The organism is Ensifer sp. NM-2 (assembly GCF_003024455.1).
Classification (GTDB): domain Bacteria; phylum Pseudomonadota; class Alphaproteobacteria; order Rhizobiales; family Rhizobiaceae; genus Ensifer; species Ensifer canadensis.
Map to the genome: position 1 here is coordinate 136,223 of NZ_PVZR01000013.1, position 25,985 is coordinate 162,207.

Annotated in this window: 20 protein-coding genes; 13 read left to right on the plus strand and 7 right to left on the minus strand. The window is 60.3% G+C overall.

The annotated features are described in order from the left end of the window. The first annotated feature begins 64 nt into the window (after positions 1 to 64). The 12 genes from C6558_RS23925 to C6558_RS23980 all read left to right on the plus strand — a co-directional run bounded on the left by C6558_RS23925 (position 65) and on the right by C6558_RS23980 (position 16,368). Positions 65 to 1,537, plus strand: a complete 1,473-nt coding sequence (locus C6558_RS23925; protein WP_107027795.1) for an alpha-glucosidase/alpha-galactosidase — start codon at positions 65 to 67, stop codon at positions 1,535 to 1,537. 135 nt (positions 1,538 to 1,672) lie between these two features. Then, positions 1,673 to 3,757: an ABC transporter substrate-binding protein gene (locus C6558_RS23930; protein ID WP_107027796.1), complete on the plus strand. Its 2,085-nt coding sequence runs from the start codon at positions 1,673 to 1,675 to the stop codon at positions 3,755 to 3,757. A 109-nt stretch (positions 3,758 to 3,866) separates the two neighbouring features. Next, positions 3,867 to 4,880, plus strand: coding sequence for an ABC transporter permease (locus C6558_RS23935; protein ID WP_057220956.1), 1,014 nt, complete (start codon positions 3,867 to 3,869; stop codon positions 4,878 to 4,880). Then, a complete protein-coding gene (locus C6558_RS23940) occupies positions 4,877 to 6,004 on the plus strand; it encodes an ABC transporter permease (protein WP_107027797.1) in 1,128 nt (375 codons plus the stop codon). The genes C6558_RS23935 and C6558_RS23940 overlap by 4 nt, the downstream gene beginning before the upstream one ends. 34 nt (positions 6,005 to 6,038) lie before the next feature. Next, a complete protein-coding gene (locus C6558_RS23945) occupies positions 6,039 to 7,691 on the plus strand; it encodes an ABC transporter ATP-binding protein (RefSeq protein ID WP_245317855.1) in 1,653 nt (550 codons plus the stop codon). Between the two features lie 23 nt (positions 7,692 to 7,714). Beyond that, a complete protein-coding gene (locus tag C6558_RS23950) occupies positions 7,715 to 9,088 on the plus strand; it encodes an alpha-glucosidase/alpha-galactosidase (protein ID WP_084814672.1) in 1,374 nt (457 codons plus the stop codon). 221 nt (positions 9,089 to 9,309) lie between these two features. Continuing rightward, a complete protein-coding gene (locus C6558_RS23955) occupies positions 9,310 to 10,314 on the plus strand; it encodes a LacI family DNA-binding transcriptional regulator (protein WP_025431300.1) in 1,005 nt (334 codons plus the stop codon). A 42-nt stretch (positions 10,315 to 10,356) separates the two neighbouring features. Next, positions 10,357 to 11,649 carry a sugar ABC transporter substrate-binding protein gene (locus tag C6558_RS23960; RefSeq protein ID WP_057207700.1) on the plus strand — a complete coding sequence of 431 codons (1,293 nt, stop codon included), beginning with the start codon at positions 10,357 to 10,359 and terminating at the stop codon, positions 11,647 to 11,649. A 102-nt stretch (positions 11,650 to 11,751) separates the two neighbouring features. Next, on the plus strand, positions 11,752 to 12,687 hold the full coding sequence (locus tag C6558_RS23965) for a carbohydrate ABC transporter permease (RefSeq protein WP_057207701.1): 936 nt from the start codon (positions 11,752 to 11,754) through the stop codon (positions 12,685 to 12,687). Beyond that, entirely contained in the window at positions 12,680 to 13,573 is an 894-nt protein-coding gene (locus C6558_RS23970; protein WP_057207702.1) for a carbohydrate ABC transporter permease, read from the plus strand. Before C6558_RS23965 ends, C6558_RS23970 begins: the two co-directional genes overlap by 8 nt. 3 nt (positions 13,574 to 13,576) lie before the next feature. Then, entirely contained in the window at positions 13,577 to 15,298 is a 1,722-nt protein-coding gene (locus C6558_RS23975; RefSeq protein WP_107027798.1) for a beta-fructofuranosidase, read from the plus strand. Between the two features lie 23 nt (positions 15,299 to 15,321). Next, on the plus strand, positions 15,322 to 16,368 hold the full coding sequence (locus C6558_RS23980; protein ID WP_057213855.1) for an ABC transporter ATP-binding protein: 1,047 nt from the start codon (positions 15,322 to 15,324) through the stop codon (positions 16,366 to 16,368). A gap of 200 nt (positions 16,369 to 16,568) precedes the next feature. On the opposite strand, the gene C6558_RS23985 is transcribed toward C6558_RS23980, so the two are convergent. From C6558_RS23985 to C6558_RS24010, 6 genes are all read right to left on the minus strand, one after another. After that, on the minus strand, positions 16,569 to 17,657 hold the full coding sequence (locus C6558_RS23985) for an ABC transporter ATP-binding protein (protein ID WP_057207705.1): 1,089 nt from the start codon (positions 17,655 to 17,657) through the stop codon (positions 16,569 to 16,571). Positions 17,658 to 17,666: 9 nt separating this feature from the next. Further along, entirely contained in the window at positions 17,667 to 19,913 is a 2,247-nt protein-coding gene (locus C6558_RS23990) for a glycoside hydrolase family 2 protein (RefSeq protein ID WP_107027799.1), read from the minus strand. An 11-nt stretch (positions 19,914 to 19,924) separates the two neighbouring features. Then, positions 19,925 to 20,740, minus strand: coding sequence for a carbohydrate ABC transporter permease (locus C6558_RS23995; protein WP_025431308.1), 816 nt, complete (start codon positions 20,738 to 20,740; stop codon positions 19,925 to 19,927). Continuing rightward, the gene (locus C6558_RS24000) at positions 20,737 to 21,633 is read right to left on the minus strand and encodes a carbohydrate ABC transporter permease (RefSeq protein WP_057213861.1); all 897 of its coding nucleotides are present in this window, start codon (positions 21,631 to 21,633) and stop codon (positions 20,737 to 20,739) included. Before C6558_RS24000 ends, C6558_RS23995 begins: the two co-directional genes overlap by 4 nt. 103 nt (positions 21,634 to 21,736) lie before the next feature. Further along, complete coding sequence (locus C6558_RS24005) at positions 21,737 to 23,005, minus strand: ABC transporter substrate-binding protein (protein ID WP_057207709.1); 1,269 nt, start codon at positions 23,003 to 23,005, stop codon at positions 21,737 to 21,739. Positions 23,006 to 23,129: 124 nt separating this feature from the next. Then, entirely contained in the window at positions 23,130 to 24,185 is a 1,056-nt protein-coding gene (locus tag C6558_RS24010; protein ID WP_057207710.1) for a LacI family DNA-binding transcriptional regulator, read from the minus strand. Between the two features lie 183 nt (positions 24,186 to 24,368). Here C6558_RS24010 and C6558_RS41695 point away from each other — a divergent pair, with 183 nt between their 5' ends. After that, positions 24,369 to 24,542 carry a helix-turn-helix domain-containing protein gene (locus tag C6558_RS41695; protein ID WP_082523613.1) on the plus strand — a complete coding sequence of 58 codons (174 nt, stop codon included), beginning with the start codon at positions 24,369 to 24,371 and terminating at the stop codon, positions 24,540 to 24,542. 79 nt (positions 24,543 to 24,621) lie between these two features. On the opposite strand, the gene C6558_RS24020 is transcribed toward C6558_RS41695, so the two are convergent. Then, entirely contained in the window at positions 24,622 to 25,728 is a 1,107-nt protein-coding gene (locus C6558_RS24020) for an AI-2E family transporter (RefSeq protein ID WP_057207711.1), read from the minus strand. Positions 25,729 to 25,985: the final 257 nt, after the last annotated feature.

Consider the following 25,985-nt stretch of genomic DNA (forward strand, 5'->3'; position numbering starts at 1 on the left):
TGTCGGCGCACCAATTTTACCCAGACTGCCTTTATTTGGTCGAACGAACAGCGACGAGGACAGCATGAGTAACTTCAAGATTGCCATCATCGGCGCCGGCAGCGTCGGTTTCACCAAGAAGCTCTTTACTGATATTCTCTGCGTTCCGGAGTTCCACGATGTCGAGTTCGCGCTCACCGACGTCAGCGCGCACAACCTCGACACGATCAAGTCAATCCTCGACAAGATCGTCGAAGCCAACAACTTGCCGACCAGGGTCACCGCATCGACCGACCGCCGCGAAGCGATCGCAGGCGCCCGCTATATCATCAGCTGCGTGCGGGTCGGCGGGCTCAGCGCCTATGCAGATGATATCCGTATCCCGCTCAAATACGGCGTCGACCAGTGCGTCGGCGATACGATCTGCGCCGGCGGCATTCTCTATGGCCAGCGCAACATTCCGGTCATCCTCGATTTCTGCAAGGATATCCGTGAACTGGCCGAGCCGGGCGCGAAGTTCCTCAATTATGCCAACCCGATGGCGATGAACACCTGGGCGGCGATCGAGTACGGCAAGGTCGACACGGTCGGGCTTTGCCACGGCGTCCAGCATGGCGGCGAGCAGATCGCCGAAATCCTCGGCGCCGGGGAAGGCGAGCTCGACTTCATCTGCTCGGGCATCAATCACCAGACGTGGTTCGTCGACATCAGGCTGCGCGGTCGCAAGATCGGCAGGGATGAACTCGTCGCCGCCTTCGAGGCCCATCCGGTCTTCTCGAAGCAGGAAAAGCTCCGGATCGACGTGCTGAAGCGCTTCGGGGTCTATTCCACCGAGAGCAACGGCCACCTCTCCGAATACCTTCCCTGGTATCGCAAGCGTCCGGAGGAGATCACCCGCTGGATCGACATGTCGGACTGGATCCATGGCGAAACCGGCGGCTACCTCCGCTATTCGACGGAAACCCGCAACTGGTTCGAAACCGAGTTCCCGCAGTTCCTGGAGGATGCCCGGCGTCCGATCGATGCGACGAAGCGCTCGAACGAGCACGCCAGCCACATCCTGGAGGCGCTGGAGACGGGGCGCGTCTATCGCGGCCATTTCAACGTCAAGAATACCGGCATCATCACCAATCTGCCTGCCGATGCAATCATCGAGTCCCCTGGATTCGTCGATCGCTTCGGCATCAACATGGTCTCGGGCATCACGCTTCCCGAGGCCTGCGCCGCCACCTGCCTGTCCTCGATCAATGTCCAGCGCATGTCGGTGCATGCTGCCATTTCCGGCGATCTCGATCTGCTCAAGCTGGCGATGCTGCACGATCCGCTGGTTGGCGCCATCTGCACGCCAGAGGAGGTCTGGCAGATGGTCGACGAGATGGTGGTCGCGCAAGCCAACTGGCTACCGCAATACGCCCACGCGATCGGCGGTGCCAGAGAGCGCCTGAGCCGGGCGACCGTCAAGACCCGCGATTGGAACGGCGCGGCGCGACGCCAGGTACGTTCGGTGGACGAGATCCGCGCCGAGCGACAGGCGACCAAAGTCCGCGCCGCCGGTTGACGGCTGGCGGGGCCACCGCGTGAGGAGACGCGGACCCTCTTGCCGCCACATGCCCGCGCCCGCGGGACATTCTGAGACTTTCTAGGAGGAGGCCACCCTTCGGCGTGGCAGATAGATGAGGGAGAACCACAGACCATGAACAGCCACCGACTGACGAAAATGGCGAGCCTGCTGCTCGTCGGCATCTCAAGCTTTGCGCTGCAGGCGGCCGCATCGGAGCCGACTGTCGTGCCCGAGCAGCCACCCTTTCCGGCGCAGGGCAAAATCACCTATGTGCCACGCGACTCGATCGCCGAGTTCAAGGCGTTGCCGGAATACAAGGAGCCGGCCTGGGTCACCGAGAAATACGTGAAGGCCGGCAAACTGCCGCCGGTCGCCGAGCGTCTGCCGAAGGAGCCGATGGTCTTCAAGACCGGCAACATGCCCGATGGCGTCGGCGTCTATGGCGACACGCTGCGCCACGTGATCGGCGGCCGGCCGGAGGGCTGGAACTACAGCGCCGGCCAGAGCCAGGGCTGGGGCGGCATCGATATCGGCATGTCGGAATGCCTGACGCGTACGGCCCCACTCTTCCAGGTGGAGGCGAAGGACGTCGAACCGCTGCCGAACCTCGCAAAGAGCTGGGACTGGTCCGAGGACGGACACAAGCTGACGATGCATCTCGTCGAGGGCGCGAAATGGTCGGACGGCGATCCCTTCGACGCCGAGGACGTCATGTTCTACTGGGAGGACAATGTTCTCGATCCAAGCGTGACGCCGCTGAACGGCGCGACGCCCGAGACCTTCGGCGAAGGAACGACGCTGAAGCAGATCGACAAGTATACGGTCGAATGGACCTTCAAGGAGGCCTTCCCGCGCCAGCACCTCTATGCCATGGCCTATGGCACCTTCTGCCCCGGCCCGTCGCATATCCTCAAGACCAAACATCCAAAATATGCCGGCACGACCTATGACCAGTACAAGAACGGCTTTCCGGCGGAATACATGAATATTCCGGTGATGGGTGCTTGGGTGCCGGTCGCCTATCGGCCGGACGACATCATCGTGCTGCGCCGCAACCCCTACTATTGGAAGGTCGACGAGGCCGGCAACCAGCTGCCCTACCTCAACGAGCTCCACTACAAGCTCTCGACCTGGGCCGACCGCGACGTGCAGGCGGTCGCCGGTTCGGGCGATTTCTCAAACCTGGAGCAGCCGGAAAACTTCGTCGAATCGCTGAAGCGCGCAGCCGACGAGGCAGCCCCCGCCCGGCTGGCCTTCGGTCCGCGTCTCATCGGCTACAACATGCACATGAACTTCTCGGCCAATGGCTGGGGTGAGCCAGACGAGCGGGCCCAGGCGGTGCGCGAACTCAACCGCAACGAGGATTTCCGCAAGGCGGTGACCATGGCGGTCGACCGGAAGAAGCTCGGTGAGGCTCTGGTCAAGGGGCCCTTCACGGCGATTTATCCGGGCGGCATTTCCTCCGGTACGAGCTTCTACGATCGGCAGTCGACGGTCTATTACCCCTATGACCTCGACGGTGCGAAGGCGCTGCTCGACAAAGTCGGCCTCAAGGACACCGACGGCAACGGCTTTGTCAACTTCCCGTCCGACAAGCTCGGTGGGCGCGATGTCGAGATCGTGCTGCTGGTGGCCTCGGACACCGGCACAGACAGGAATCTGGCCGAGGGCATCATCGGGCAAATGGAGAAGCTCGGCTTGCGGGTCGTGCTCAATGCGCTGGACGGCAAGCAGCGCGACGCGGCCAACTATTCCGGTCGCTTCGACTGGATGGTGCACCGCAATCAGGCGGAATTTGCTTCCGTCGTTCAAAACACCCCGCAACTCGCGGCAACCGGCCCGCGAACGAGCTGGCACCATCGCGCTCCGGAAGGCGGTGTTCCTGACCTGATGCCGTTCGAGAAGGAGCTTGTCGACATCGTCAACAAGTTCATCGCGACCAACGACAACGCCGAGCGCGCGGAACTGATGAAGCAGTATCAGAAGGTCGCCACGACCAATGTCGATACGATTGGTCTGACCGAATATCCCGGCGCGCTGATCATCAACAAGCGCTTCTCGAACATTCCGACAGGCGCGCCCATTTTGATGTTCAACTGGGCGGAAGACACAATCATCCGCGAGCGGGTCTTCGTGGCGGCCGACAAGCAGGCCGACTTCGAACTCTTCGCCGAGCAGCTTCCGGGCAAGCCTGGTGAGAGTGGGCCGAGCAACTGACGACACCTCGCCTCCTCCGGCCCGCTCTCGGGCCGGAGGAGGAACCCGCCTTCACCCGGTGCGCCGTCTAGCCGGCGCACTGCAAGCCCATCCGACAGAAGGAAACGGCATGTTCAGATTTCTGCTTGTCCGCATCGCCTCTGCCATTCCGGTGCTGCTGGTCCTAAGCGTAGCGACCTTCGCCATCATCCAGGCGCCGCCGGGAGACTATAGCGACTACATCCGCTCGCAGCTCATCAATCAGGGCGGGGCCTCCTTCGAGGAGGCCGATGCGCAGGCCCAGGCCTATCGCAAGGAGCATGGTCTCGATAAGTCGATGCCGGTCCAATACGTCACCTGGATGACCGGCATTCTGACGCGCGGCGATTTCGGCCACAGCCTCTACTACAACAAGCCCGTCGCCGATGTCGTCAGCGAGCGCTTGCCGCGCACGCTCGTGCTTGCTCTCGTCTGCCATATCCTTGCGTCGGTTATCGGCATTTCCTTCGGCATCATTGCAGCGACCCGGCAATATTCCTGGATCGACAGCCTACTTTCGACCGTCTCCTTCCTCGGCATGACGGTGCCGCGCTTCCTGATGGCGCTGATCATTGTTTATGTCCTCGTCTTCCACTTCAATGTCAGCGAAATCAACAGCTTCCACTCCGCCCGCTATGGCGGCGCGCCCTGGTCCTGGGGCAAGTTCGTCGATCTCATCAAGCATGTCTGGCCGGTCGTGGCGATCGCAACCTTCGGCGGCCTCGCCTACAATATGCGCGTGATGCGCGGCAATCTGCTCGACACGCTAAATGCGCAATATGTCGAGACCGCCCGGGCGAAGGGTTTGAGCGAAGGGGCCGTGGTCATGCGCCATGCCGTGCCCAATGCCCTGCATCCGCTGATCATGTATCAGGGCGTCGTCCTACCCTACATGTTGACCGGCGAAATCGAGACCGCAATCATCTTCGCGCTGCCGACAGTCGGTCCCGCCATCGTTGGCTCCATGTGGGTGGGAGACGTCTATGTCACCGCGACCTTCATGCTGGTGCTCTCGGCGACCTTGATCCTCGGCAACATCATCGCAGACCTCTTGCTCGCCGCTCTCGACCCGCGCGTGCGCATGGGGGGAGGAGCCCACGCATGACCGTAGAAATGCACAGCGCCATTCCCCTTACCGTCGACCCCAAGGACGCACAGCACAACGAAAGCTATTCGGCGCTCGTATGGCGTCGATTCAAGCGCTCCTGGACCGGGATGCTCGGACTGATCCTCGTCGGTCTGCTGCTCGTCATGGCGATTTTCGCCGATTTCCTGTCACCGGTTGATCCGAAGGCGACCGGTGTCGGCTTCGCACCGCCGCAGGCAATCAGCTTCAGCGATCAGGACGGCGATTTCGCCTTCCCGCCGCGCAGCTATCCCCTGCGCGAGACCGAAGAGCTCGATCCCATCACCTTCCAGCCGAAGATCGGCCCGGACTATGCCAATCCGCAGGTCCTCGGTTTCTTCGTCAAGGGATCGCCTTATCGCCTCTTCGGCCTGATCCCGGCCGAGCGGCACCTTTTCGGCGCAATCGGCGGTTCACCGGTGCACCTGCTTGGAACCGACAAGTTCGGCCGCGACGTGCTCTCGCGCATTCTTCATGGGTCGCGCATCTCGCTGATGATCGCCCTGATCGTCGTCTCGATCGTCACCGTCGTCGGCACGACCGTCGGCATGGCGTCGGGCTATTTTGGCGGGCGCTTCGATGCCTGGACACAGCGTTTCGTCGAGCTGGTGTTGGCCTTCCCGCAATTGCCGCTCTATCTGGCACTGGCGTCGCTGATCCCGGTAACGGCGCCAACGAGTGTGTTCCTCGCCTTCGTCATCATCGTCATGTCGGCGCTCGGCTGGGCGCAGATGTCGCGCGAGGTTCGCGGCAAGACGTTGGCGCTCGCCCGTATCGACTATGTGCGGGCGGCCATTGCCGTCGGCGCCAGCGACCGGCGCATCATCTTCCAGCACATTTTCCCAAACGTGATGAGCCATGTGATCGTCGCCGTCACCTTGTCCATCCCGCAAGTGGTGCTGCTGGAATCGTTCCTGGGCTTCCTCGGTTTTGCGGTCAAGCCACCGCTGATTTCCTGGGGACTGATGCTGCAGGACACCGCCACCTATTCGGTCATCGGGTCCTATCCCTGGATTCTATCGCCCGTTGCCTTCGTGCTTGTCACAGTCTTCGCCTTTAATGCGCTGGGCGACGGCCTGCGCGATGCAATCGACCCCTATTGAGGAGGAGCGTCTCATGGCAGAAACGATCGACTTCATGGCCGCTGCCCCCGTCGAAAGGAAGGACCTTTCGAGCCGAGACGGCAAGCCGGTCATCGACGCGCGCAACGTCGCGGTCAATTTCAAGGTCGAACACGGCACGGTAGAAGCGGTGAAGGACGTGTCCTTCCAGCTCTATCGCGGCGAGACCATCGCCATCGTCGGCGAATCCGGCTCGGGCAAATCAGTGACGGCGCGGACCATTATGGGGCTTCTCTCCAAGCGCGCGACGATCGCCTCGCAGTCCCGCATCGAATATGACGGCAAGGACGTGCTCAAGTTTTCCGCGCGCGAGCGGCGGGGCCTGCGCGGCGATCGCCTGGCGATGATTTTCCAGGAGCCGATGAGCTCGCTCAATCCCGTCTACACGGTCGGCGCGCAGATCGTCGAGGCGATCCGGGCGCATCGCAAGCTCGGCCGGCGCGCGGCCACCGAGCGCGCGCTTGAATTGCTGCGTCATGTGAGGATCCCGGATCCCGAGCTCAGGCTCAACCAGTATCCGCACCAGCTTTCCGGCGGTCAGCGCCAACGGGTGATGATCGCCATGGCGCTTGCCAACGAGCCTGACGTGCTGATCGCCGACGAGCCGACGACGGCGCTCGACGTCACCGTTCAGGCGCAGATCCTCAACCTGATCCGCGACTTGCAGCGCGAGCTCGGCATGGCGGTGATCCTGATCACCCACGACCTGACCGTGGTGCGCCAGTTTTCCGACTACGTCTATGTCATGCAGCATGGCGAAGTGAAGGAGCACAACACCACCGCCGATCTGTTCGGCAATCCGCTACATCCCTATACGAAGCGGCTTTTGTCGTCGGAACCATCGGGGGCGGCCAATCCGCTGCCGGACGATGTGCCGATCATACTCGATGGACGAAACGTCCGCGTGTCCTTCATGCTGAAGAAGGGCGGCTTGTTCCGACCCCAGCTTTCCGAGCTGGTTGCCGTCGACAGTCTCAGCCTTAATCTGCGCAAGCATGAGACACTCGGAGTGGTCGGCGAATCCGGATCGGGCAAGACGACCTTCGGACAGGCCTTGATCCGCCTGATCAACACCGATGGCGGCGAAATCTTCTTCGACGGCGTCCCGATCCACGACAAGGACCGCACCGCAATGCGGCCGTTGCGCTCGCGCATGCAGATCGTCTTCCAGGATCCCTTTGCCTCGCTCAACCCGCGCATGTCGGTGGGCCAGATCATCGAGGAGGGGCTCGTCGTCAACGGCATAGGACAAAACCGCAAGGAACGGCTCGACCGGGTCGTGGATGCGCTGGTCGCCGCGGGCATGCCGGGCAATATCCTTTCACGCTTCCCGCATGAATTCTCCGGCGGTCAGCGCCAGCGCATCGCCATCGCCCGCGCCGTCGCGCTCGAGCCGGAATTCATCCTGCTCGACGAACCGACCTCGGCGCTCGACCTTTCCGTCCAGGCGCAGATCATCGACCTCTTGCGCCGACTACAGGACGAGCGGGGCCTGAGCTACCTCTTCATCTCCCATGACCTCAAGGTCGTGCGCGCACTCTGCCACCGCGTCGTGGTGATGCAGAACGGCAAGATCGTCGAGGAGGGACCGGTGCACGACATTCTTACCAATCCCAAGACCGCCTACACCGAGCGGCTCGTTCGAGCCGCCTTCGATGTGGCAGCATGATCGTCAGAAAGCAGAGGCAATCCATGACCAGACAACCCAAGATCACTTTCATCGGCGCCGGCTCGACCGTGTTCATGAAGAACATCATCGGCGACGTTCTGCAGCGTCCGGCCCTGTCGGATGCAAAGATCGCGCTGATGGACATCAATCCGCAACGGCTCGAGGAAAGCGAAGTCGTCGTACGGAAACTGATCTCAACGCTCGGCGCCAAAGCCACCATCGAGTTGCATGCCAACCAGCGCAAGGCGCTCGATGGTGCCGACTTCGTCGTCGTTGCATTCCAGATCGGTGGCTACGAGCCCTGCACGGTCACGGATTTCGAGGTGCCGAAGAAGTATGGCCTGCGTCAGACCATCGCCGACACACTCGGCGTCGGCGGCATTATGCGCGGCCTGCGCACCGTGCCGCATCTCTGGAAGATCTGCGCTGATATGACCGAGGTCTGCCCCGAGGCAATCCTCTTGCAATATGTCAACCCAATGGCGATCAACACCTGGGCGATCGCCGAGAAATATCCCCGGATCAAGCAGGTCGGCCTTTGCCACTCCGTGCAGGGCACGGCGCTGGAACTCGCCGAGGATCTGAACATTCCTTACGAGGAGATCCGCTACCGCTCGGCCGGCATCAACCACATGGCGTTCTTCCTCAAATTCGAGCACCGCCAGCCGGACGGATCCTATCGCAACCTTTATCCAGATCTTCTGCGCGGTTATCGCGAAGGCCGCTTCCCGAAGCCCAGCCATTGGAATCCGCGTTGCCCGAACAAGGTGCGTTACGAGATGCTGACGCGGCTCGGCTATTTCGTGACCGAAAGCTCGGAGCACTTCGCCGAATACACGCCCTATTTCATCAAGGAAGGCCGCGACGATCTGATCGAAAAATTCGGCATCCCGCTCGACGAATATCCCAAGCGCTGCATCGAGCAGATCGAGCGTTGGAAAGGGCAGGCAGCGGCCTATCGCTCCGCCGACAAGATCGAGGTCAAGCCGTCGAAGGAGTATGCCTCCTCCATCATGAACTCCGTCTGGACCGGCGAGCCCTCGGTCATCTACGGCAACCTGCGCAACAATGGCTGCATCACCTCGCTGCCCGACAATTGCGCAGCGGAAGTGCCATGCCTGGTGGATGAAAACGGCATACAGCCGACCTTTATCGGCGATCTGCCGCCGCAGTTGACCGCACTGATCCGCACCAACATCAACGTGCAGGAACTGACGGTCGCCGCGATGATGACCGAGAACCGCGAGCATCTCTATCATGCGGCCATGATGGATCCGCACACGGCCGCCGAACTCGATCTCGACCAGATCTGGTCGCTCACCGACGACCTGCTTGCCGCTCACGGCAACTGGATCCCGGAATGGGCAAGAAGCGCAAGAAAGGTTCACGCCGCGTAGCTTTTTCTCCCGGTCGCGCGGCGAGGAAGCCCCGGAACCTCCCAGTTCCGGGGCTTTCCTTCGGTCGCCAGCCGGACGGGTCGATAGCGATCGACATGCTATGCCGGAGCGGGTGATAAACCCTTTGCTACAAACCCCAACTGCGGTTGATTGGTGCCTGAGATTGACTCAATTATCGCGATCGGGTAATGACTGGGTAATCGTTAACCCAAGGACTGCCCGTGACGACCTCATTGAGCGACATTGCTGAACGCGCCGGCGTTTCCATCAAGACCGTTTCGGGTGCGTTGCATGGCGGCTCGGCGCGAATGTCGGAACAAACGCGACTGCGCATCAAGGAAATCGCCGAAGAGTTGGGTTACGTCACCAACCTGGCCGCTCGTGGCATGCGACAGGGTTGGATGCCGCTGATCGGTGTCGTTGCCGATGACTTGATCACCTCGCCCTTCGCCACCGAGATCATCCGCGGACTGGATGGTGCCGCCCGCGCGGCGGACATGGCGGTCTTTGCAATGACGCTCGGCGGAGGTCGCGATGTGGCCTCCGTGCTTGAAGAGGTGCGCCGCTTCCGCCCACGCGCGATTGCCTACGCCGCGATGTATCACAAGACGGTATCGCTGCCGGCGGAGTTCGCAGATACGGTCGGCGTCATGATCAATTGCCGTGAGGCCAATGACAAAGTGACGTCCTTGGTGCCGGACGAGATCGCTGCCGCTCACGAGATCACGACCTATCTGATCGAGGCTGGCCGCCGGAATATTGCCTTCATCAACCTGCCGGGGCTTCTGGCAGGAGAGCTGCGCGAGGCCGGTTTCCGGCGTGCTCTCGACGAAGCCGGGCTTGATGCAGGTCGTGCCTGCGTCCTGCCGGCGGTCCGCCGGGCGATCTATAGCGACCGGGCCCACAGCCTCGTGCTTGCGCACGTAACTGCGCTGATGGACGGACCGGAGCGTCCGGATGCGATCCTTTGCGGCAACGATCGCGTTGCCATGGAAGTCTACGCCGCATTGCGCCGGGTGGGTGCACAAATTCCAGATGACGTCGCAGTCGCAAGCTTCGACAACCAGGTGGACATTGCCACCAGGCTCGATCCCCCTTTGACGACCATGGCATTGCCGCACCGTGCCATGGGCCGCCTGGCAGCAGACATTCTGCTTGCCGAAAATAGCGCCCCCGGCGAGGTGCGCAAACTCGCGTTCCAGTTGGTGGAGCGCTCATCCGTCTGATCAAACTGAAAGACCAAACCCTGTTGAGGAGGAGTTGCAGCGATGGGTAAACGTTTACTTTCAACGTTAATGGGGTCGGTTGCCCTTATGGCCACCGCCGTGGGTGCAGAGGCGAAGACAGTCTTGCATGTCATGCACCAAGGCGACCCAGGTTGGGTTTCGACCTATGGCGAAGTCGCCAAACGCTTCGAAGCCGCCAATCCGGATGTGGATGTCGAGCTGATCTACGCACCGCACGATGCCTACAATGAAAAGTTCAGCGCAGCGGTCATGTCCAAACAACTGCCTGATGTCATGGAGCTCGATGCCCCCTTCCTCGCCAACTATGTCTGGTCCGGCTATTTGCAGCCGATCAAGCCTCTGATCGATCAGGATGTGCTCGATGACATGACCCCGTCGAACATCGCCCAGGGCACCTATCCGATCGACAAGGATCTCTATGCAATCGGCCTGACCGACTCCTCCGTCGTGCTCTACGGCAACAGGAAGTATCTGGAAGCGATCGGCGCCCGCATTCCGAAGTCCGTGGACGATGCCTGGACCCAGGAAGAGTTCGAAGGCTACCTCGAAAAACTGGCAAAGGTCGATGGCGTCAAGTGGCCGATCGACACGTTTCGCGGTTACGGCATCAAAACCGAATGGATCACCTACGCCTACGGCCCGATCCTGCAGTCGGCGGGCTGCGACCTGATCAATCGCACGACCTGGAAATCGACGGGCACCCTTGATAGCGATGCGTGCGTCAAGGCACTGACTATGATGCAGACATGGGTGAAGAACGGCTGGGTCGTGCCGCAATCGTCCGGCACCAACCAGTTCTTCGCCGAAGGCCATCCTGCAGCGCTCGCACTCGGGGGCCACTGGTTCTACGCCGAAGCTGCCGCGTCGATGAAGGACGACATCGTCGTCATGCCGTTGCCGAAGTTCGGGCCGAAGGGTGCTAGCCCCAACGGCACCTGGATCTGGGGCATCACGACCGCCTCCGAGCATCCGGACATCGCCGGCAAGTTTGTCAGCTTCATGCTGAAGGACAAGCTCTACCGGGATTATGCAATCGCCGATTCCGGCTATCCCGGTTTGAAAAGCTTCGCGGCAGCATCGCCCTTGTACAACACCGGTGGTCCGCTCGCCGTCGCATTCGAACAGGCGTCCAAGACCGCGGTCGCGCGTCCTCCGCATCCGGCCTATCCAGTCATCACATCGACCTTCATGCAGGCCGTCGACGAGATCTTCAACGGGGGCGATGCCAAGACGGCATTGTCGGCGGCCGCGGCCAAGATCGACGAAGACATCGAGGAGAACGACGGGTACCCGCCATTCGACGAGCAGCAATAGGCAACCAAAGACGGGACCACGATGGTGCGGCCGCAGCCGGTCTGACGCCATCGTACCCGTCGCCGGCCTGCGCATCGATCCGAGGAGGAGGAGGAGGAGAATATGACATTGCAACAATCAGCCGAGCCGGCGATTGCAGCGCGTCCCGCCTGGCGCCGGGACAAGAGCCGGCTGCTTCAGGAGATGGGCATGCTTGCGCCGGCAGTGGTGCTGCTGACGATATTCCTTATCGTTCCGTTCCTGTTGTCGTTCTGGACGGCGATGACCAATCAACCGCTGGTCCCGCGGCCAACGCCGGTCCGTTTTGTTGGCTTCGGCAACTTCCTGCGCATCTTTAGGGACGATCTCTTCTGGACATCGCTCTGGAACGTCTCGCGCTTCACTTTCTGGATCCTGCCGGTGCAATGCGGCCTGGCATTTGCCACCGCACTGCTGTTGCACCAGAAGATGCCGTTTCGAAATCTTTTTCGCGGACTGTTCTTCCTGCCAGCGATCACGTCGATGGTCGTCGTCTGCGTCATCTGGGGAACGCTCTTTCAGTACCCGACCGGACCATTCAACCAGGTGATCGGTTTCCTGTCGGGCGGAGCCATCGAACCGATCGACTGGCTCGGGGACCCCAACTGGGCAATGTTCTCGATCGTGCTGCTGTCGGCCTGGCAGGCCTACGGCTTCCAGATGATTGTCTATCTCGCTGGCCTTCAGTCCATTCCGGATGAACTCTACGACGCAGCGCGGATCGACGGCGCGAACGCGCTGCAGCGCTTCTGGCATGTGACCATGCCAGGCTTGCGGCCGACCCATGTCTTCGTGCTGGTGATTACGACAATCCAGGCATTCAAGCTCTATACCCAGGTTGCCATCCTGACCCAAGGCGGTCCCAAGAGCAGCACGGAGACCGTTGTCCACTACATGGTGCGTTCCGGCTTCGAGGAGCAGAAGCTCGGTTATGCTTCGGCCGTATCGGTCATTCTCTTTCTCATCGTTCTCGTTATCGCGCTGCTTCAGCGTCAACTTCTGAGGCGTTTCGATGTCTGATATCGCAATTTCCACACCACACGCTCAGGCGATGCACACCCGCTCGGCCGTTGGTTCGCTGCGCATCGTCCAGACGGCCTGCATCCTTGTTATCGCGCTCGTCATCGTCTCCCCCCTGTTCATGCTGCTGATTGCCAGCCTGAAGGACGATCGTTTCCAGATCCTGGCCGACATGGGGAGTTTCAGGGCGTTCTGGGTCTCCGATCCGACGCTCGCCAACTTTGCGGAGGTCGGCAATTTCTCAGGCGAGCTTGCCTTTGGGCGCTATCTGCTGAATTCGCTAATCATCCTCGCGCTGACGGTCGGGTCGGGCCTGATCGTCAATTCTATGGCAGGCTTTGTCCTTGCCTGGGGCTCCGTACGCGGCCGCGCAGTTATCCTTTCGCTGGTCATAGCCCTCTACGTCATTCCGCAGGAAAGCATCATCATGCCGCTCGTGATCATGGTGTCACGCGCCGGAATAACAGATACATTCGCCGTGCAGATCGTGCCCTGGATCGCTAGCCCGCTCTATATCTTCCTCTTCTACCAATTCTTTGCCCAGCTTCCGAAGGAGCTCTTCGAGGCCGCGCAGATCGACGGAGCATCGATCTTTCGCATCTACCGGTCGATTTTCCTGCCGCTCAGCCTGCCGGCACTTGCCACTGTCTCGATCCTGATGGGGATCGAGAGCTGGAACCAGTACCTTTGGCCGATCCTCGTCACCCAGACCGACTATGCGCGGCCCATAGCCGTCGCGATCGCTACGTTCTTTGGCCAGGACAGCATCTATTGGGACCGCGCTATGGCGGCATCCGTGTTGATGATGCTGCCTATCCTCGCCCTCTATCTTGCCTTCCAGCGCTGGTTCGTAAGTTCCTTCGTTGGTTCGGCCGTGAAAGGTTGATCAATGACAACGCATGCAGAAACCGCTTCGGCCGCCGCGGCAGACGTCGAGAACATCAGCGCAGTCCTTGCGGATGCGACCACGATCCACATCTGGCTCAAAGCGAGACAGCTGGGAACATCGGCCGAGATCAAAGCGACCGTGGCCGGCCGCGAAATCGACCGTCTGATGGCGTCCAACAGCGACGAATTCGAGCAGCGCAGCCTGGACCTGGGGCAGGGCGGTCGAACCGTTCTCTCCTATGATCCGACCACAACGCAGGTCTCCGTTGCCTATGCCTTTCAGCACCAGAATGTGCTGACCGAGGGCGTTCAGATCCTGCACAGCAGCCGGGAAAATGCGGCGCCGACGGTCGTCGGCGGGTACCACTTCCGCCCACCCTTCGGATGGATGAACGATCCCAACGGGTTTGGCCGTTTCGGCGACCATGTCCATCTCTTCTACCAGCACTATCCGCACAGCCTGCGCTGGAACACCATGCATTGGGGCCATGCCGTATCGGATGACTACATTCATTGGCGACACTTGCCGATCTTCCTGTTTCCCTCCTCGGACCTTTCGGCCCGCGCCGATGGCCGCGGCGGGGCGTTTTCCGGCTCGGCAATTCCGCTATCGTCAGGTGAACCGGGTATCCGTGTCTTCTTCACGGAGCAGGTCAAGGACCGGGAACCCGAAGAGCAGATCCAATTGACGGCGGTATCGCACGACCAAATCACGGCCGGCGCGCAAGAGATCATTCTTGCCCACCGGCCGTCCGGCCTTGACCTGACGCTCGACTTTCGCGACCCCTATGTCTTCAAGGGCCCGGACCACCTTTGGAAAATGTTGATCGGCAGCCGCGACCGCGCCGGCGGCGTCGTCCTGCTCTACGAATGTGGCGATCCGAACGGTGCTTCCGACTGGACCTTTGTCGGCATTATCCACCGGGAAGACCGGTACGGGATGACGGCGGCGGAGTGCCCGTGCATCGTGCCGCTCGACGGCCCGGCTGATGATCCGAAAACGCGCTGGGCGCTCATCTTCGGACTGCTGACGAGCCGCGACCCGCAGACCGGCCGCCGGAACATCACAGCGGCGACTGTCGGCCGCTTCGACGGCCGCAGCTTCGTCAAGGAATTCGAGCAGGAACTGGATTTCGCGACCGATGCCTATGCTTTCCAGGCATTCGTCGATCGATCCGGGCCAATCGGCATCGCCTGGCTTGCCAACTGGACCGAGGTGTCAAAAAAAGTAGACTTTCCAACGGCAATGACACTGCCTCGCCAGCTGCTGCTGGAAAAGGACGCATTGCTGACGCCGCCGGTCGAAACGGTTGCGACGCTGCGTCGTGACCTGATCGACGACAACAAACTCAAGGGGCAGGAGCCTGTCGGCCTTAACAACGGGGCGGTCGAGATCGTCATCGAACTCGCGGGGCCGGGTGCGCAGTTTCATCTCGAGCTTGATCATCCGGACGTTGGCCTCGGCGTTCAGCTCGGAGCGGAAGGCCTGATCATTCACTACGACCTGCCGGACGGCAAGGGCGCACCGCGCTACATCGCTGTCGGGGCGCAACCGTCGACGCTGCGTATTTTCCTCGATGTCGGCTCGATTGAGGTCTTCGCCGACAACGGTCGCTGGACGGGAACGAAACGTCTGCCAGGCTTTGCCGCCGTCAGCACGGCACGCCTATCAGCGCCCGCGGGCAACATTACCGCCGCCACGATCTGGCAACTCGAACTGTGATCGCGCAAGGGGAGGAATAAGCAATGGCATCTGTCACGATCGAACAGGTTAGAAAGCAATATGGCGCCGTTCCGGTTATTCACGATGTTTCCATTGACATCGAGGATGGCGAGTTCGTCACACTCGTCGGGCCCTCTGGATGCGGCAAGTCGACATTGCTGCGTATGCTTGCCGGTCTCGAAGACATCAGCGGTGGCCAGATCCGCATCGGCGGCCGCATCGTCAACAATATCGCGCCCAAAGAACGCGATATCGCCATGGTCTTCCAAAGCTACGCGCTCTATCCGCATATGACTGTGGCGGAGAATATGGGATTTGCGCTGAAGCTGAAGGGACAGGACAAGGCCGCGATCCAAAGCCGGGTAAAGGAGGCGGCCGATATCCTGGCACTCGAACCTTTGCTCGACCGCCTGCCGAAGCAACTTTCCGGCGGCCAGCGCCAACGCGTGGCGATGGGCCGTGCGATCGTCCGTCATCCCCAGGTGTTTCTGTTCGACGAACCGCTGTCGAACCTCGATGCCAAACTGCGCGTAACCATGCGTGCCGAAATCAAGGATCTGCACCAGCGGCTGAAGACAACGACAGTCTACGTCACGCACGATCAGATCGAGGCAATGACAATGGCAGACCGGATCGTCGTCATGCGTGGTGGTGTGGTCGAGCAGATTGGCCGGCCGCTCGACCTCTATGATCGACCCGTAAACACCTTTGTCGCCACGTTCATCGGTTCGCCCGCCATGAACCTTTTCCACGGCTCGATCCTCGATGGGCAGTTCGTCACAGAGGACGGCAAAACGCTTCCGCTGCCGCCGGGTTATTCCGGCGGTGCTGCGCACACCTATGGCATCCGGCCTGAGCATCTGGCTATTGCCGAGAGCGGCATTCCAGCGACAGTCGGCGTGGTGGAGCCGACTGGCGCCGAGACGCATCTGGTCGTCAAGCTCGGCGCATTCGATACGACATTGGTGATCCGCGATCGAATGGAGCTTCGACCCGGGCAGACCGTGGCGATCGCCCCTGATCTGGCGAAAATCCACCTGTTTTCGTCACAGGGCTCGCGATTGAACTGAGACAATGGTTTGGTCAGTTGACGGGTTTCGACGCCGCTTGCGCACAGTTCGATCACTTGCGCGCAAGCGGCGCTTCTTCGAGGTCGGACGGGGGCAGGACAGCCGTTACCCCTTCCTTCGAGCGGCGATGACGCGCGACCATCGGTCGAGCCGAAAAGGCTAGGAAAACGATCGCCTCTGCTACGGAGCCACCGATTTCGCTATCTGAGACGGATGCCATCCTTGTCGAACAGGAAGGACCGTAATGCGGCGATGCCGATGCTGAGGGTTTCGCGACTGGCGATGTTGCGGACGTCACCGTGTTCGATGATGATCCGCTCGCTGTCCGAGACATGAGCGTAGACATAGCTGGTATTGCCGAGGTGCTCTGCGACATCGACCTTGACTGTGAGATCAACATCACCCTTGCCTTCAGCGAGAAAATGCTCGGGGCGAATTCCAAGGGTGACGACGTCGCCGATGGCAACAGATGTCGATGTAACGGGTAGAGTCAACGCGACACCGGGCTGGCTCGTGAGTGCCACAGTCGCGCGGCCGTCTGCGACGTTTGCGACATGGCCTTTCAGAAAGTTCATGCGCGGTGAGCCGATAAAGCCGGCAACAAAGGTGTTTGCCGGGTCGTCGTAGAGATCGAGCGGTGCGCCCACCTGTTCGACGACACCCGACCGCAGGACGACGATCTTGTCGGCCAGCGTCATCGCTTCCACCTGGTCATGCGTCACGTAGATGACGGTCGACTTCAGTTCCTTGTGCAGCTTGGCGATTTCGACGCGCATATGCACACGCAACTCGGCGTCCAGGTTCGACAGCGGCTCGTCGAACAGGAAGACGAGCGGATTGCGCACGATGGCGCGGCCGATCGCGACGCGTTGCCGCTGACCACCCGAGAGCGCCTTCGGCTTGCGATCCAGCAGCGGTTCAAGCTCGAGAATTCGTGCCGCGTCGTTGACCCGGCTATCGACTTCCTCTCTTGCCATACCGGCGAATTTGAGCGCGAAGCCCATATTCTCACGCACCGTCATGTGCGGATAAAGCGCATAGGACTGAAACACCATGGCGATGCCGCGCTTGGAGGGGTCAACGTCGTTCATGACTTCGCCGCCGATTGTGAGTTCGCCGGAGGAGATGTCCTCCAGACCGGCGATCATGCGCAGTAGCGTCGACTTTCCGCAGCCCGATGGGCCAACGAAAACGACGAACTCTCCGGCATCGATCGACAGATCGACACCCTTGATGATTTCGAGCGCGCCGAAGCGCTTGCGAATGTCGGTAAGACGGACTTCGGCCATGGCGGGTACTCAGCTGACGGTAAAGGTGATGGACTGGTTCTCGAAGCGGCGGCTCGTCACCGTTAGTTCGAGCTTGCCCTTGGCCTCGCCGGCCTCGATCCAGAAGCCGGTCGCGCCGCCCTTCAGCGTATGTTCTGAGGGCCCTATGATCCGGCCGGGGCCATCCAGCGAAAGCAGGACAGGCTCTTCGAAATAGGGCAGCAGATTGCCGCATTGATCGAGCGCGCGCACCACCACGCGCACCGCATCCTTTTCGCAGGCGCGAAGCTCCGTATCGTCGGCTACGACCTCCAGCGTCGCCGGGACCGGGTCGGCCGGAAGGGTCAGCGTCTTCACAGGTTTGCCGTCGACGTAGCCGGTGAAGGTACCTTCGCGCCAGACCCGACCCCAGGTGCCGAATTCTTCCGGCGTCACGCTGCGCAGGTCGAGCACGACGGGAGGATGCGGCAGATGCGGGTAGTTCTCCCTGTCCGGGTAGATCCGCTTTGTCGGCCATTCGCCGAACTTCACTTCGACATAGTCACAGTTCGTCAGCACGATCAGGGGAAGTACGCCGCCGATATTGCGTTCGCCGCGTGCCCAGAAGGTCACCGGCTGAAGCACGACATTGTCCTTCGGATCTCCCTGCGAAGCGTAGGCATAGGCAGCAAGTTTCGGTATCCGGTACATGTCGAGCACACCGTGATAGCAGATGCGGTCGCCGGCGCCGAAGTCCTTGTGGGTGTTGTAATCGAACATGCACCAACCGGTGGAGCCGGAAATATCCTGGTCGCCGGCAACGGCGTTGAGGATCAAGAGGTGACGCGTCACATGCTCGGCCTGGCGCTGTTCCTGGTCGAAGCGCTTGGTCGGATACATGTGGCCATTGTATTCGGTGATCATATAGGGGATCGGCCGGCGAATACCCGTCGTCTCCACCCGATCGCGCAGCACCACGCGCCCGCGGTTGTTGCCCGGCAACTCCTCGTTTCCGAGGATGAAGTCGTTCATCGTGTAAACGTCTTCGAGCAATTCCGAATTGGTGATGAAGCGTACGCCGCCGGTCTGGCGGGTCGGATCAAGCTCGCGCGCCAGACGGTTGGTCTCCGCGTAGAAGGCGTGGTTGTCCTGGCTTTCGTTAATGCGAACGCCCCAGATGATGATCGAAGGATGGTTCCAGTCACGCTCGATCATGCGGCGCACATTCTCGATCGATTCTTTCTGCCAGGCCTCGCCACCGATATGCTGCCAACCGGGGATCTCCTCGAAAACGAGCAGGCCGATCTCATCGCAGCGCTCGATGAACCACTTCGACTGCGGATAGTGTGACGTCCGCACGACATTGCAGGCGAGTTCATGCTTCAGGATGTCGGCGTCTTTTTCCTGCGCGCGCCGACCCATGGCGTAGCCGGTGTGGGGAAAGGCCTGGTGCCGGTTCAATCCGCGCAGTTTCAATGGTCGACCATTCAGCAGAAAGCCTTCCGGTGTAAAGAGCGCAGTGCGGAAACCGAAACGTTGCGTCAGCACGTCTTCGCCGTACTCTGTCTCAAGTTTGAGCGACAGGGCGTAGAGCACCGGGTTGTCGATATCCCAGAGTTCGATATCGGTGAGATCGGGGAAGGTGAGGGCCACCTCGTTGCCATCGAACTTGATCGAGGAAGCCGCAACGTCGCCACCACCCTTGCGGCGGATCTTGGCGGAAAGCATGCCGGACAACGTGTGCCCCTGCGGATTGCAGAGAAAGACACGAGCGGTGACGGACTTCTTTTCGGCAAGCGCATCCGGCGTCTCGATCTTCACATTGGCGATCGAGACGGGGTTTGTCACTTTCAGCCAGACGTCGCGGTAGATGCCGGCATAGCAGAGGTAGTCGATCTGGCCGCCAAAGGGGGGGATCTCGGGGTTCTCAGAGCCATCGATCTTGACCGTGATCAGGTTTTCGCCACGCGTGAGATGCGGCGTCAGTCGCGCCTCGAAGGGCGTATAGCCGTCCTTGTGCGCGATGATCTCCTGGCCGTTCAGATAGACGACGCTGTCGGCCATGGCGGCATCGAAGATGAGCGAGACTTCGCGCCCCTCGAATTCCGGGCGCCAGTCGAGCCGCTTCTGATAGGTGAAGGGCTTCTGGTAATCGGTCTCGTCGAAGTAGTTGTAGGGCAGTTCGACGGCGCTATGCGGCAGCCGCACGGTTTCGCCCGACTGAAGAGCGTGAACATGTGCCGGCTCGAAGCCGTTGCGGAAGACCCAGTCGGCATTGAAGTTTTCAGTAATGCGCATTGACGACGTTCCTATTTCACTGAGCCGAGCATGCCCTGTACGAACTGGCGCTGCATGACGAAGAAGACGAGGAGGGTGGGGAGCGTGGCGAGGATCGTGCCGATCATGACCACGCCGTAGTCGGGGTAATAGGCCGAGGCGAGTGAGGAGACGACGAGGGTGATCGTCTTGGTCTCGTTCGACTGGAGGACGATGAGCGGCCAGAGGTAGTTGTTCCAGTTGGTCATGAAGACGATGACGAAGGCGGCCGCGTAGGTCGAGCGCATCACCGGAACGTAGATGTAGAGAAAGATCTGCCATTCCTTGAGGCCGTCGACCTTGGCGGCGTCGCGCAGCTCCGTCTGAAAGGCCTTCGTCGACTGGCGGAAGTAGAAGATGATGAAGGCGGATGCGATCGTCGGCAGCATGATGGCGATATGCGTGTTGATGAGGCCACTCTTCGCCATCATCATGAACAGCGGGATCATCAGTGCGGCAAACGGCACCATGAGTGTCAGAAGCACGAGCGCATAGATCCGGTCACGCGCCTTGGACCTGAACATCTCAAAACCGTAGCCGGCGAGCGACGACACGACGATCGTCAAAAGCGTTGCAAGCACCGCAACCTTCGTGGAGTTCCAGAAAACCAGCGGCACGTCGACCTGTGCGAAGAAGTTGGTGACATTTGTACCGAAGGCGTCGCCGATACCCGTTCTGCCGCTGATGATATCAATCGACTTGTTCGTCGAACTGATCACCATCCAGATGAACGGGAAAATCGACAGGAAGGCTGCAGCCGCGAGGAAGGCGTATTGCAATGCGGTTGTGGCCAGGCGTGAGGCGTTCATGACCGATCCCTCGCCGCGTAGAATTGGAGGAAGGACAGAAGCGCCACCATGATCACGATGACGTAGGAAATGGTCGCCGCGTAGCCGAAGCTCGGCATGAAGCGGAAGGTGAGATTGTAGATATAGAGCGAGAGGGTGATCGTTGCGTTCGCCGGGCCGCCGCGGCCCTCGGTCAGGTTGTAGACTTCGTCGAACAGCTGGATCGTGCCGATGGTCGAGATGATCGTCGTAAACAGGATCACCGGCTTCAGCATTGGTACTGTGATGTAGACGAAGCGAGCCCATGCCGGCACGCCGTCGATCCGCGCCGCCTCGTAGATCGACTTGTCGATGTTCTGCAAGGCAGCAAGGTAAAAGATCATGTTGTAGCCGGTCCAACGCCAGGTGATGGCCAGGATGACGAGCACCTTGGCCCAGAAAGGTTCCGTCAGCCAGCCGATCGGGGTGGCGATCAGGCCGACCGCCAGAAGTCCGGAGTTCACCACGCCATCGACGGAAAACATGCTTTTGAAAAGCACGGAATAGGCAACGAGCGAGGCGACGCAGGGCAGGAAAATGGCGGTGCGGAAAAAGCCGATGAACTTCAGTTTGTCGTTGTTCAAGACCGCGGCAAGCAGAAGCGCCAGCGTGATCATGATCGGCACCTGGACGATGAAAAAGGTGACGGTGTTTTTCAGAGCCTGAAGAAAGACCGGATCGTTCCATAGCCGTGCAACGTTTCCGAAGCCGGCAAACTTCATCATCATTCCCTTGCCCGAGAAGAAGGACAGGTAGAGCGAGCGCAAAATCGGATAGACGAGGAAGATTGCGATGAGAAGCAAGGACGGGGCGATGAACAGCCAGCCGTTGAGGTCGTAGTAGCGCTTCAATCCGCCTGTTTTGCCGGCAGCCATGGGTGCCCTCAACGAAAAGGGATGATGTTGCGGAGGGCACGCGACGTGATGGCCGCATGCGCCCGAGCGAGAAGGCAGGCGGTTGCCGCCTGCCTTTGAGCCGTTACTGGATCTGGCCCTGCGCTTGGCTATCGACCGCCTTCAGCACGTCATCGATGGGCGCGCCCTCGCCAAGCGAAGGCAGATGCGCCGTTACTGCCGTGTCCACCTCGTTGGTGAAGACGCCGTAATTGACCGCTGGAACCTTCGCCAACCAGTCGGAGAAGTTCTGCCAGACCTTCTCGCCACCAAAGAATGCATCGGCTTCAGAATAGGCGGGACCGTTGCGGGCCGCGAGCAGCGAGCCGACGGCACCGCGCTCCGTCAGGATCTTCTGATAGAAATCGACGTCCTTGGCATAGACTTCGTTGAGAAAGTCGATGGCTTCGTCCTTCTCGGCGGAGCTGGCGGTTACGTACCAGCTGGAACCACCAAGGTTGGACGCATGCGAGGCGCCCTCGACGTCAAGCTTCGGAATCGGTGCCACGCCCCACTTGCCGGACTGATCGGCCTGGGCCTTGACCGTACCGGTGATCCAAACGCCTGTTGTCACGGTGGCGACATCGCCGGAGGTGAAGGTCGCGACCCATTCCGTCCAGCCGGCAGCCGGCTTATGGATATTGGCCTGCAGGATCTTCTGTTCGGTTTCGAGCGCTGCCTTCAGGGCGGCGTTGTTCTCGATCGAAAGATTGCCGTCCTTATCGAAATACCAGCCGCCGGCGGATTGCATCAGGATGCGGATGAAGCCCGCATCGTTGACGTCGAGGCCGAGCATCTTCTTGCCGGTCTTGGCTTCGACCTGCTTACCGATCTCGATGAAACGGTCCCAGGTCAGGTCCTGCATATCATCAGGCTTGAAGCCTGCCTGCTCCAGATAGTCCTTGCGGTAGTAGAGGCCGGTGACGCCGGAATCGAACGGCATGCCGTAGACGGCCCCGTCCATCGTCATCAATTGAACCTTGTAGGGCGCGAAGCCGGAAAAATCGACCTTGCTGGAAAGCTCGGCGAAGGCTCCGGGAAAGGACTGGAGGTACTTCTGCGCACCGTAGTCCTCGATCAGCACGATATCCGGCAGCGCGTCAGTGGTGCCCGACGACAGTGCCGTCTGCAGCTTCTGCTCGACATCGGCCTTGGCGAAATCGACGATGTTGAACGTCGTTTCGGGATGCGTCGCGCTATAGCGCGCCGTAGCTTCCTTCATGATCGCAACGTTGAAGTTGGGATCCCAACACCAGATCGTGACTTCCCCGGCAAAGGCGGCGGTGGACGCAAGCAGGCTTGTTGCGGCGAGCACGCCAGCCGCAACGCGCGACAGGTTCGTTTTGCGGTACATCGTTTCCTCCCTAGAAACTTGCTGAGGGCAGGTTCTCCTCTCCTGCCGTCCGCGCAAGATTTACCGAAATTCAGGCAACACGCAAGGAAGATTTAGTAAATATTTATCAGGCGCAGCGAACAGCTCACAACGGCAAGGATTCCAGGGGCTTGCGGCAGCTGTCGCGCCAAACGAGTTCCGTGGCGATGCGTACCTGCTTGCCGTAGCTGCGGCCGGAAAGTCGCTCGAGCAACAGATCGACGGCTGTCTCGCCGATATGTTCGCCATGGATGCGCACCGTGGTCAGCGACGGCGTCAGGAACTGGGCAACGGGGATGTCGTTAAAGGATATGACGCCAATGTCGGCCGGGATCGAAAGGCCGAATTCCAGGATCGCCCGATAGGTGCCGATTGCCATGTTGTCGTTGGATGTCACGATCACATCCGGCCGGTCAGTGAGCGACAGCAAATCGCGCGCGAGACGATAGCCGGTTTCGAGCCGGAGGCTCTGACCCGATGAGCAATCGGAGAGCGCCAAAAGCTCAGGCGCGAAGGTGCCGTTCTTCTTCTGCCAATCGATATAGGCCACACATCGGCGCTCGGCGAAATGCTGGACAGTGCCGTTGAGGTTCTCGTGGCTGCCGATAAAGCCGATGCGCTTGTATCCGCTGGACTTCAGAGCGTCGAGGATCTTGCACGTGGCGAGCCCCACATCGGAAAACACGCTGTCGATCAGGTCGCTCCTCGGGTCGAAATCGGCAAAAATGACATGTGGAGCATTCTTGCTCAGCCATGCGATCTCGTTGTCGGAATGCTTGCCTATGACGATGACGCCCGATGCGCCTGCAAGCAAAGACGCCTCAGGCAGCGCGTCTGAATGGAAGACCTTGACGATCTCCGTCCTCAGGTCGCGGCAGCGGCTTTCGATGCCAAGCCGCACGCCGACGTAATAGGGGTCGGCAATCTCGTCCGAAGGCTCGAGAAAATGCACGATGACGAGCTTGGTCAAAAGGCTGGGGGCAGCCTGTCCGTTCGCCTTGTTGCGATTGCGCGGGGTCTCATAGTTCAGAGCCTCGGCCGTCTCGATGATCGCTTGCCGTTTTGCCGGTGAGATCGACAGGGCGGGGTCGTAGTTGAGCACCCTCGAAACCGTAGCCGACGACACGCCAACACTCTTGGCGATTTCCTTGATAGTGACCATGCCGTCATTCCATTGTTGTCATAGGGCGATCGTTGTCATTGGCGAATGTGCCATATGCAACGGGATTTCGAAATCGTCTTCAGTAAATTTTTACTCTCAACATTCAATTAGGCGCCAACGCAGCCAAACGCCACCATCACAATGTATGCGGCGCTCAATCTCATCAGCGGCAAGTGACAAGGCATGATCCTGTATGATCTTCTCAAGGGTACCTTGCGGTCCAATGCCCTGAAAAGAGAACTCGGTGACCGCTCACAGCGGCTCCTGATCAAGCAGCTAAGGGAACTCGAAGAGGTTGCCTGGTCGAATGCAAGGTGTTCGCAGTCATCCCGCCACAGGGAGGTCCGGGCGAAGTAACGGGCGGCAAAAACCGATGCCAGCACCTGAAATGCTAATCAGGCCAACGTCGCCAGCAAGCCAAGAGCAATGACCGGGATTATGGCGGCGGATATTCAGTTCGCGGCCCGCCCTCAATGGGTTCGTCCCGCAGCCACTCCATGAGCAGTACATAGCCAACAGCCAGGAGCACAGGGCCCACAAACAGGCCGAGAAGCCCGTCAGCGATCATGCCGCCGATTACACCGATCAGAATGATCGGCATTGGAACGTCAAGTCCGCGGCCGAGCATCAATGGCTTGAGGAGGTTGTCGCTGAGCCCGGCAATGATGGTCCAGATCGAAAAGATGATCGCCGGCGTGGTCGCTTCCGTCGCAAGAACATAGGCTATGACAGGTAGTGTTACCAACACCGCCGGCACCTGCACGATGGCAAACAATAGCACCAAAAGCGTCAAAACTCCGGCTGCCGAAAGACCTATCGCAAAAAAGCCTATCCCGATCAGCAGCGACTGGATGACGGCCACGCCGACTACGCCGACCGCCACACCTCGAATCGTCGCGGCCGTCATTGCAACTAGCCGGGTACCTTGTGCCTTGCTGCCGGTGATACGTTCCAACAGACGTCTGGCGAACTCGGTGGCGCCCTCGCCATAGGCGATGAGCACGGCAGCGACTGCGAACGAAAGCACGAATGACAGCTGACCGGCGGCCAAACCGCCCGCGAACGACGCCAGCCATGATGCAACTCCACCTAGCATCTTGCCGTACTTGGCAAGCGCCGCCGGCATGTTTGTCGCGACGAGAGCCCATGTCTCGGTCAATTTCTGGCCGACCAGCGGGAGGTCGACAAGCCATGTCGGCGGCGGTGGCACCGTCAGGCTGCTGTCTTGCAAGCCCGAGACGAACTCAAGTATGGAAGATCCAAGCGACGTCACAACCATGACCAATGGAACCAGCAGCAGCGCAACGCTGACCAACCCGATTAACGTCGCCGACCAGCGATTGCCGACCCGGGCAACCAAGCGTTGGTGCAGCGGATAGAGCATGACCGCGAGGATCACCGACCACAACAGGATGCCAGCAAAAGGCAATATGATGCGGCTACAGGCAAAGATCAGTAAGGCTACTAGTCCGATCTGAAGTGCTGCGTCGAGCATTCTTAAAAGCGACGGCGCGCGCTCAGGGATTGTTACCTTCGGCTCCATTGTTGCTGGCCCCCTTCCCAGCCAATCCGGATTTCCCAGGTAGCTTGGTACTCTGGCTGATTATTTACCTGTTTCGGTCTTCCTGCAAGGCAGACGCAAAAGTGCTCGCTGGACGCGCCCCCAACAGGCCATTTGAGAAGCCGATGCCACCTCAGCCTGGCTCGGTTCTATGGGCGGATACCTGGGTTATGCATCGCATCGGTGGCCGTTGCGATGGCTGCAGCTTAGGACTAAATTGCCATTCCAACGCAGGTGCT

Bases quoted from the DNA above. Each gene is read 5' to 3' on its own strand.
- C6558_RS23925 (WP_107027795.1), top strand. From the start codon at position 65: ATGAGTAACTTCAAGATTGCCATCATCGGCGCCGGCAGCGTCGGTTTC.
- C6558_RS23930 (WP_107027796.1), top strand. From the start codon at position 1,673: ATGAACAGCCACCGACTGACGAAAATGGCGAGCCTGCTGCTCGTCGGC.
- C6558_RS23935 (WP_057220956.1), top strand. From the start codon at position 3,867: ATGTTCAGATTTCTGCTTGTCCGCATCGCCTCTGCCATTCCGGTGCTG.
- C6558_RS23940 (WP_107027797.1), top strand. From the start codon at position 4,877: ATGACCGTAGAAATGCACAGCGCCATTCCCCTTACCGTCGACCCCAAG.
- C6558_RS23945 (WP_245317855.1), top strand. From the start codon at position 6,039: ATGGCCGCTGCCCCCGTCGAAAGGAAGGACCTTTCGAGCCGAGACGGC.
- C6558_RS23950 (WP_084814672.1), top strand. From the start codon at position 7,715: ATGACCAGACAACCCAAGATCACTTTCATCGGCGCCGGCTCGACCGTG.
- C6558_RS23960 (WP_057207700.1), top strand. From the start codon at position 10,357: ATGGGTAAACGTTTACTTTCAACGTTAATGGGGTCGGTTGCCCTTATG.
- C6558_RS23965 (WP_057207701.1), top strand. From the start codon at position 11,752: ATGACATTGCAACAATCAGCCGAGCCGGCGATTGCAGCGCGTCCCGCC.
- C6558_RS23970 (WP_057207702.1), top strand. From the start codon at position 12,680: ATGTCTGATATCGCAATTTCCACACCACACGCTCAGGCGATGCACACC.
- C6558_RS23975 (WP_107027798.1), top strand. From the start codon at position 13,577: ATGACAACGCATGCAGAAACCGCTTCGGCCGCCGCGGCAGACGTCGAG.
- C6558_RS23980 (WP_057213855.1), top strand. From the start codon at position 15,322: ATGGCATCTGTCACGATCGAACAGGTTAGAAAGCAATATGGCGCCGTT.
- C6558_RS23985 (WP_057207705.1), bottom strand. From the start codon at position 17,657: ATGGCCGAAGTCCGTCTTACCGACATTCGCAAGCGCTTCGGCGCGCTC.
- C6558_RS23990 (WP_107027799.1), bottom strand. From the start codon at position 19,913: ATGCGCATTACTGAAAACTTCAATGCCGACTGGGTCTTCCGCAACGGC.
- C6558_RS23995 (WP_025431308.1), bottom strand. From the start codon at position 20,740: ATGAACGCCTCACGCCTGGCCACAACCGCATTGCAATACGCCTTCCTC.
- C6558_RS24000 (WP_057213861.1), bottom strand. From the start codon at position 21,633: ATGGCTGCCGGCAAAACAGGCGGATTGAAGCGCTACTACGACCTCAAC.
- C6558_RS24005 (WP_057207709.1), bottom strand. From the start codon at position 23,005: ATGTACCGCAAAACGAACCTGTCGCGCGTTGCGGCTGGCGTGCTCGCC.
- C6558_RS24010 (WP_057207710.1), bottom strand. From the start codon at position 24,185: ATGGTCACTATCAAGGAAATCGCCAAGAGTGTTGGCGTGTCGTCGGCT.
- C6558_RS41695 (WP_082523613.1), top strand. From the start codon at position 24,369: ATGATCCTGTATGATCTTCTCAAGGGTACCTTGCGGTCCAATGCCCTG.
- C6558_RS24020 (WP_057207711.1), bottom strand. From the start codon at position 25,728: ATGGAGCCGAAGGTAACAATCCCTGAGCGCGCGCCGTCGCTTTTAAGA.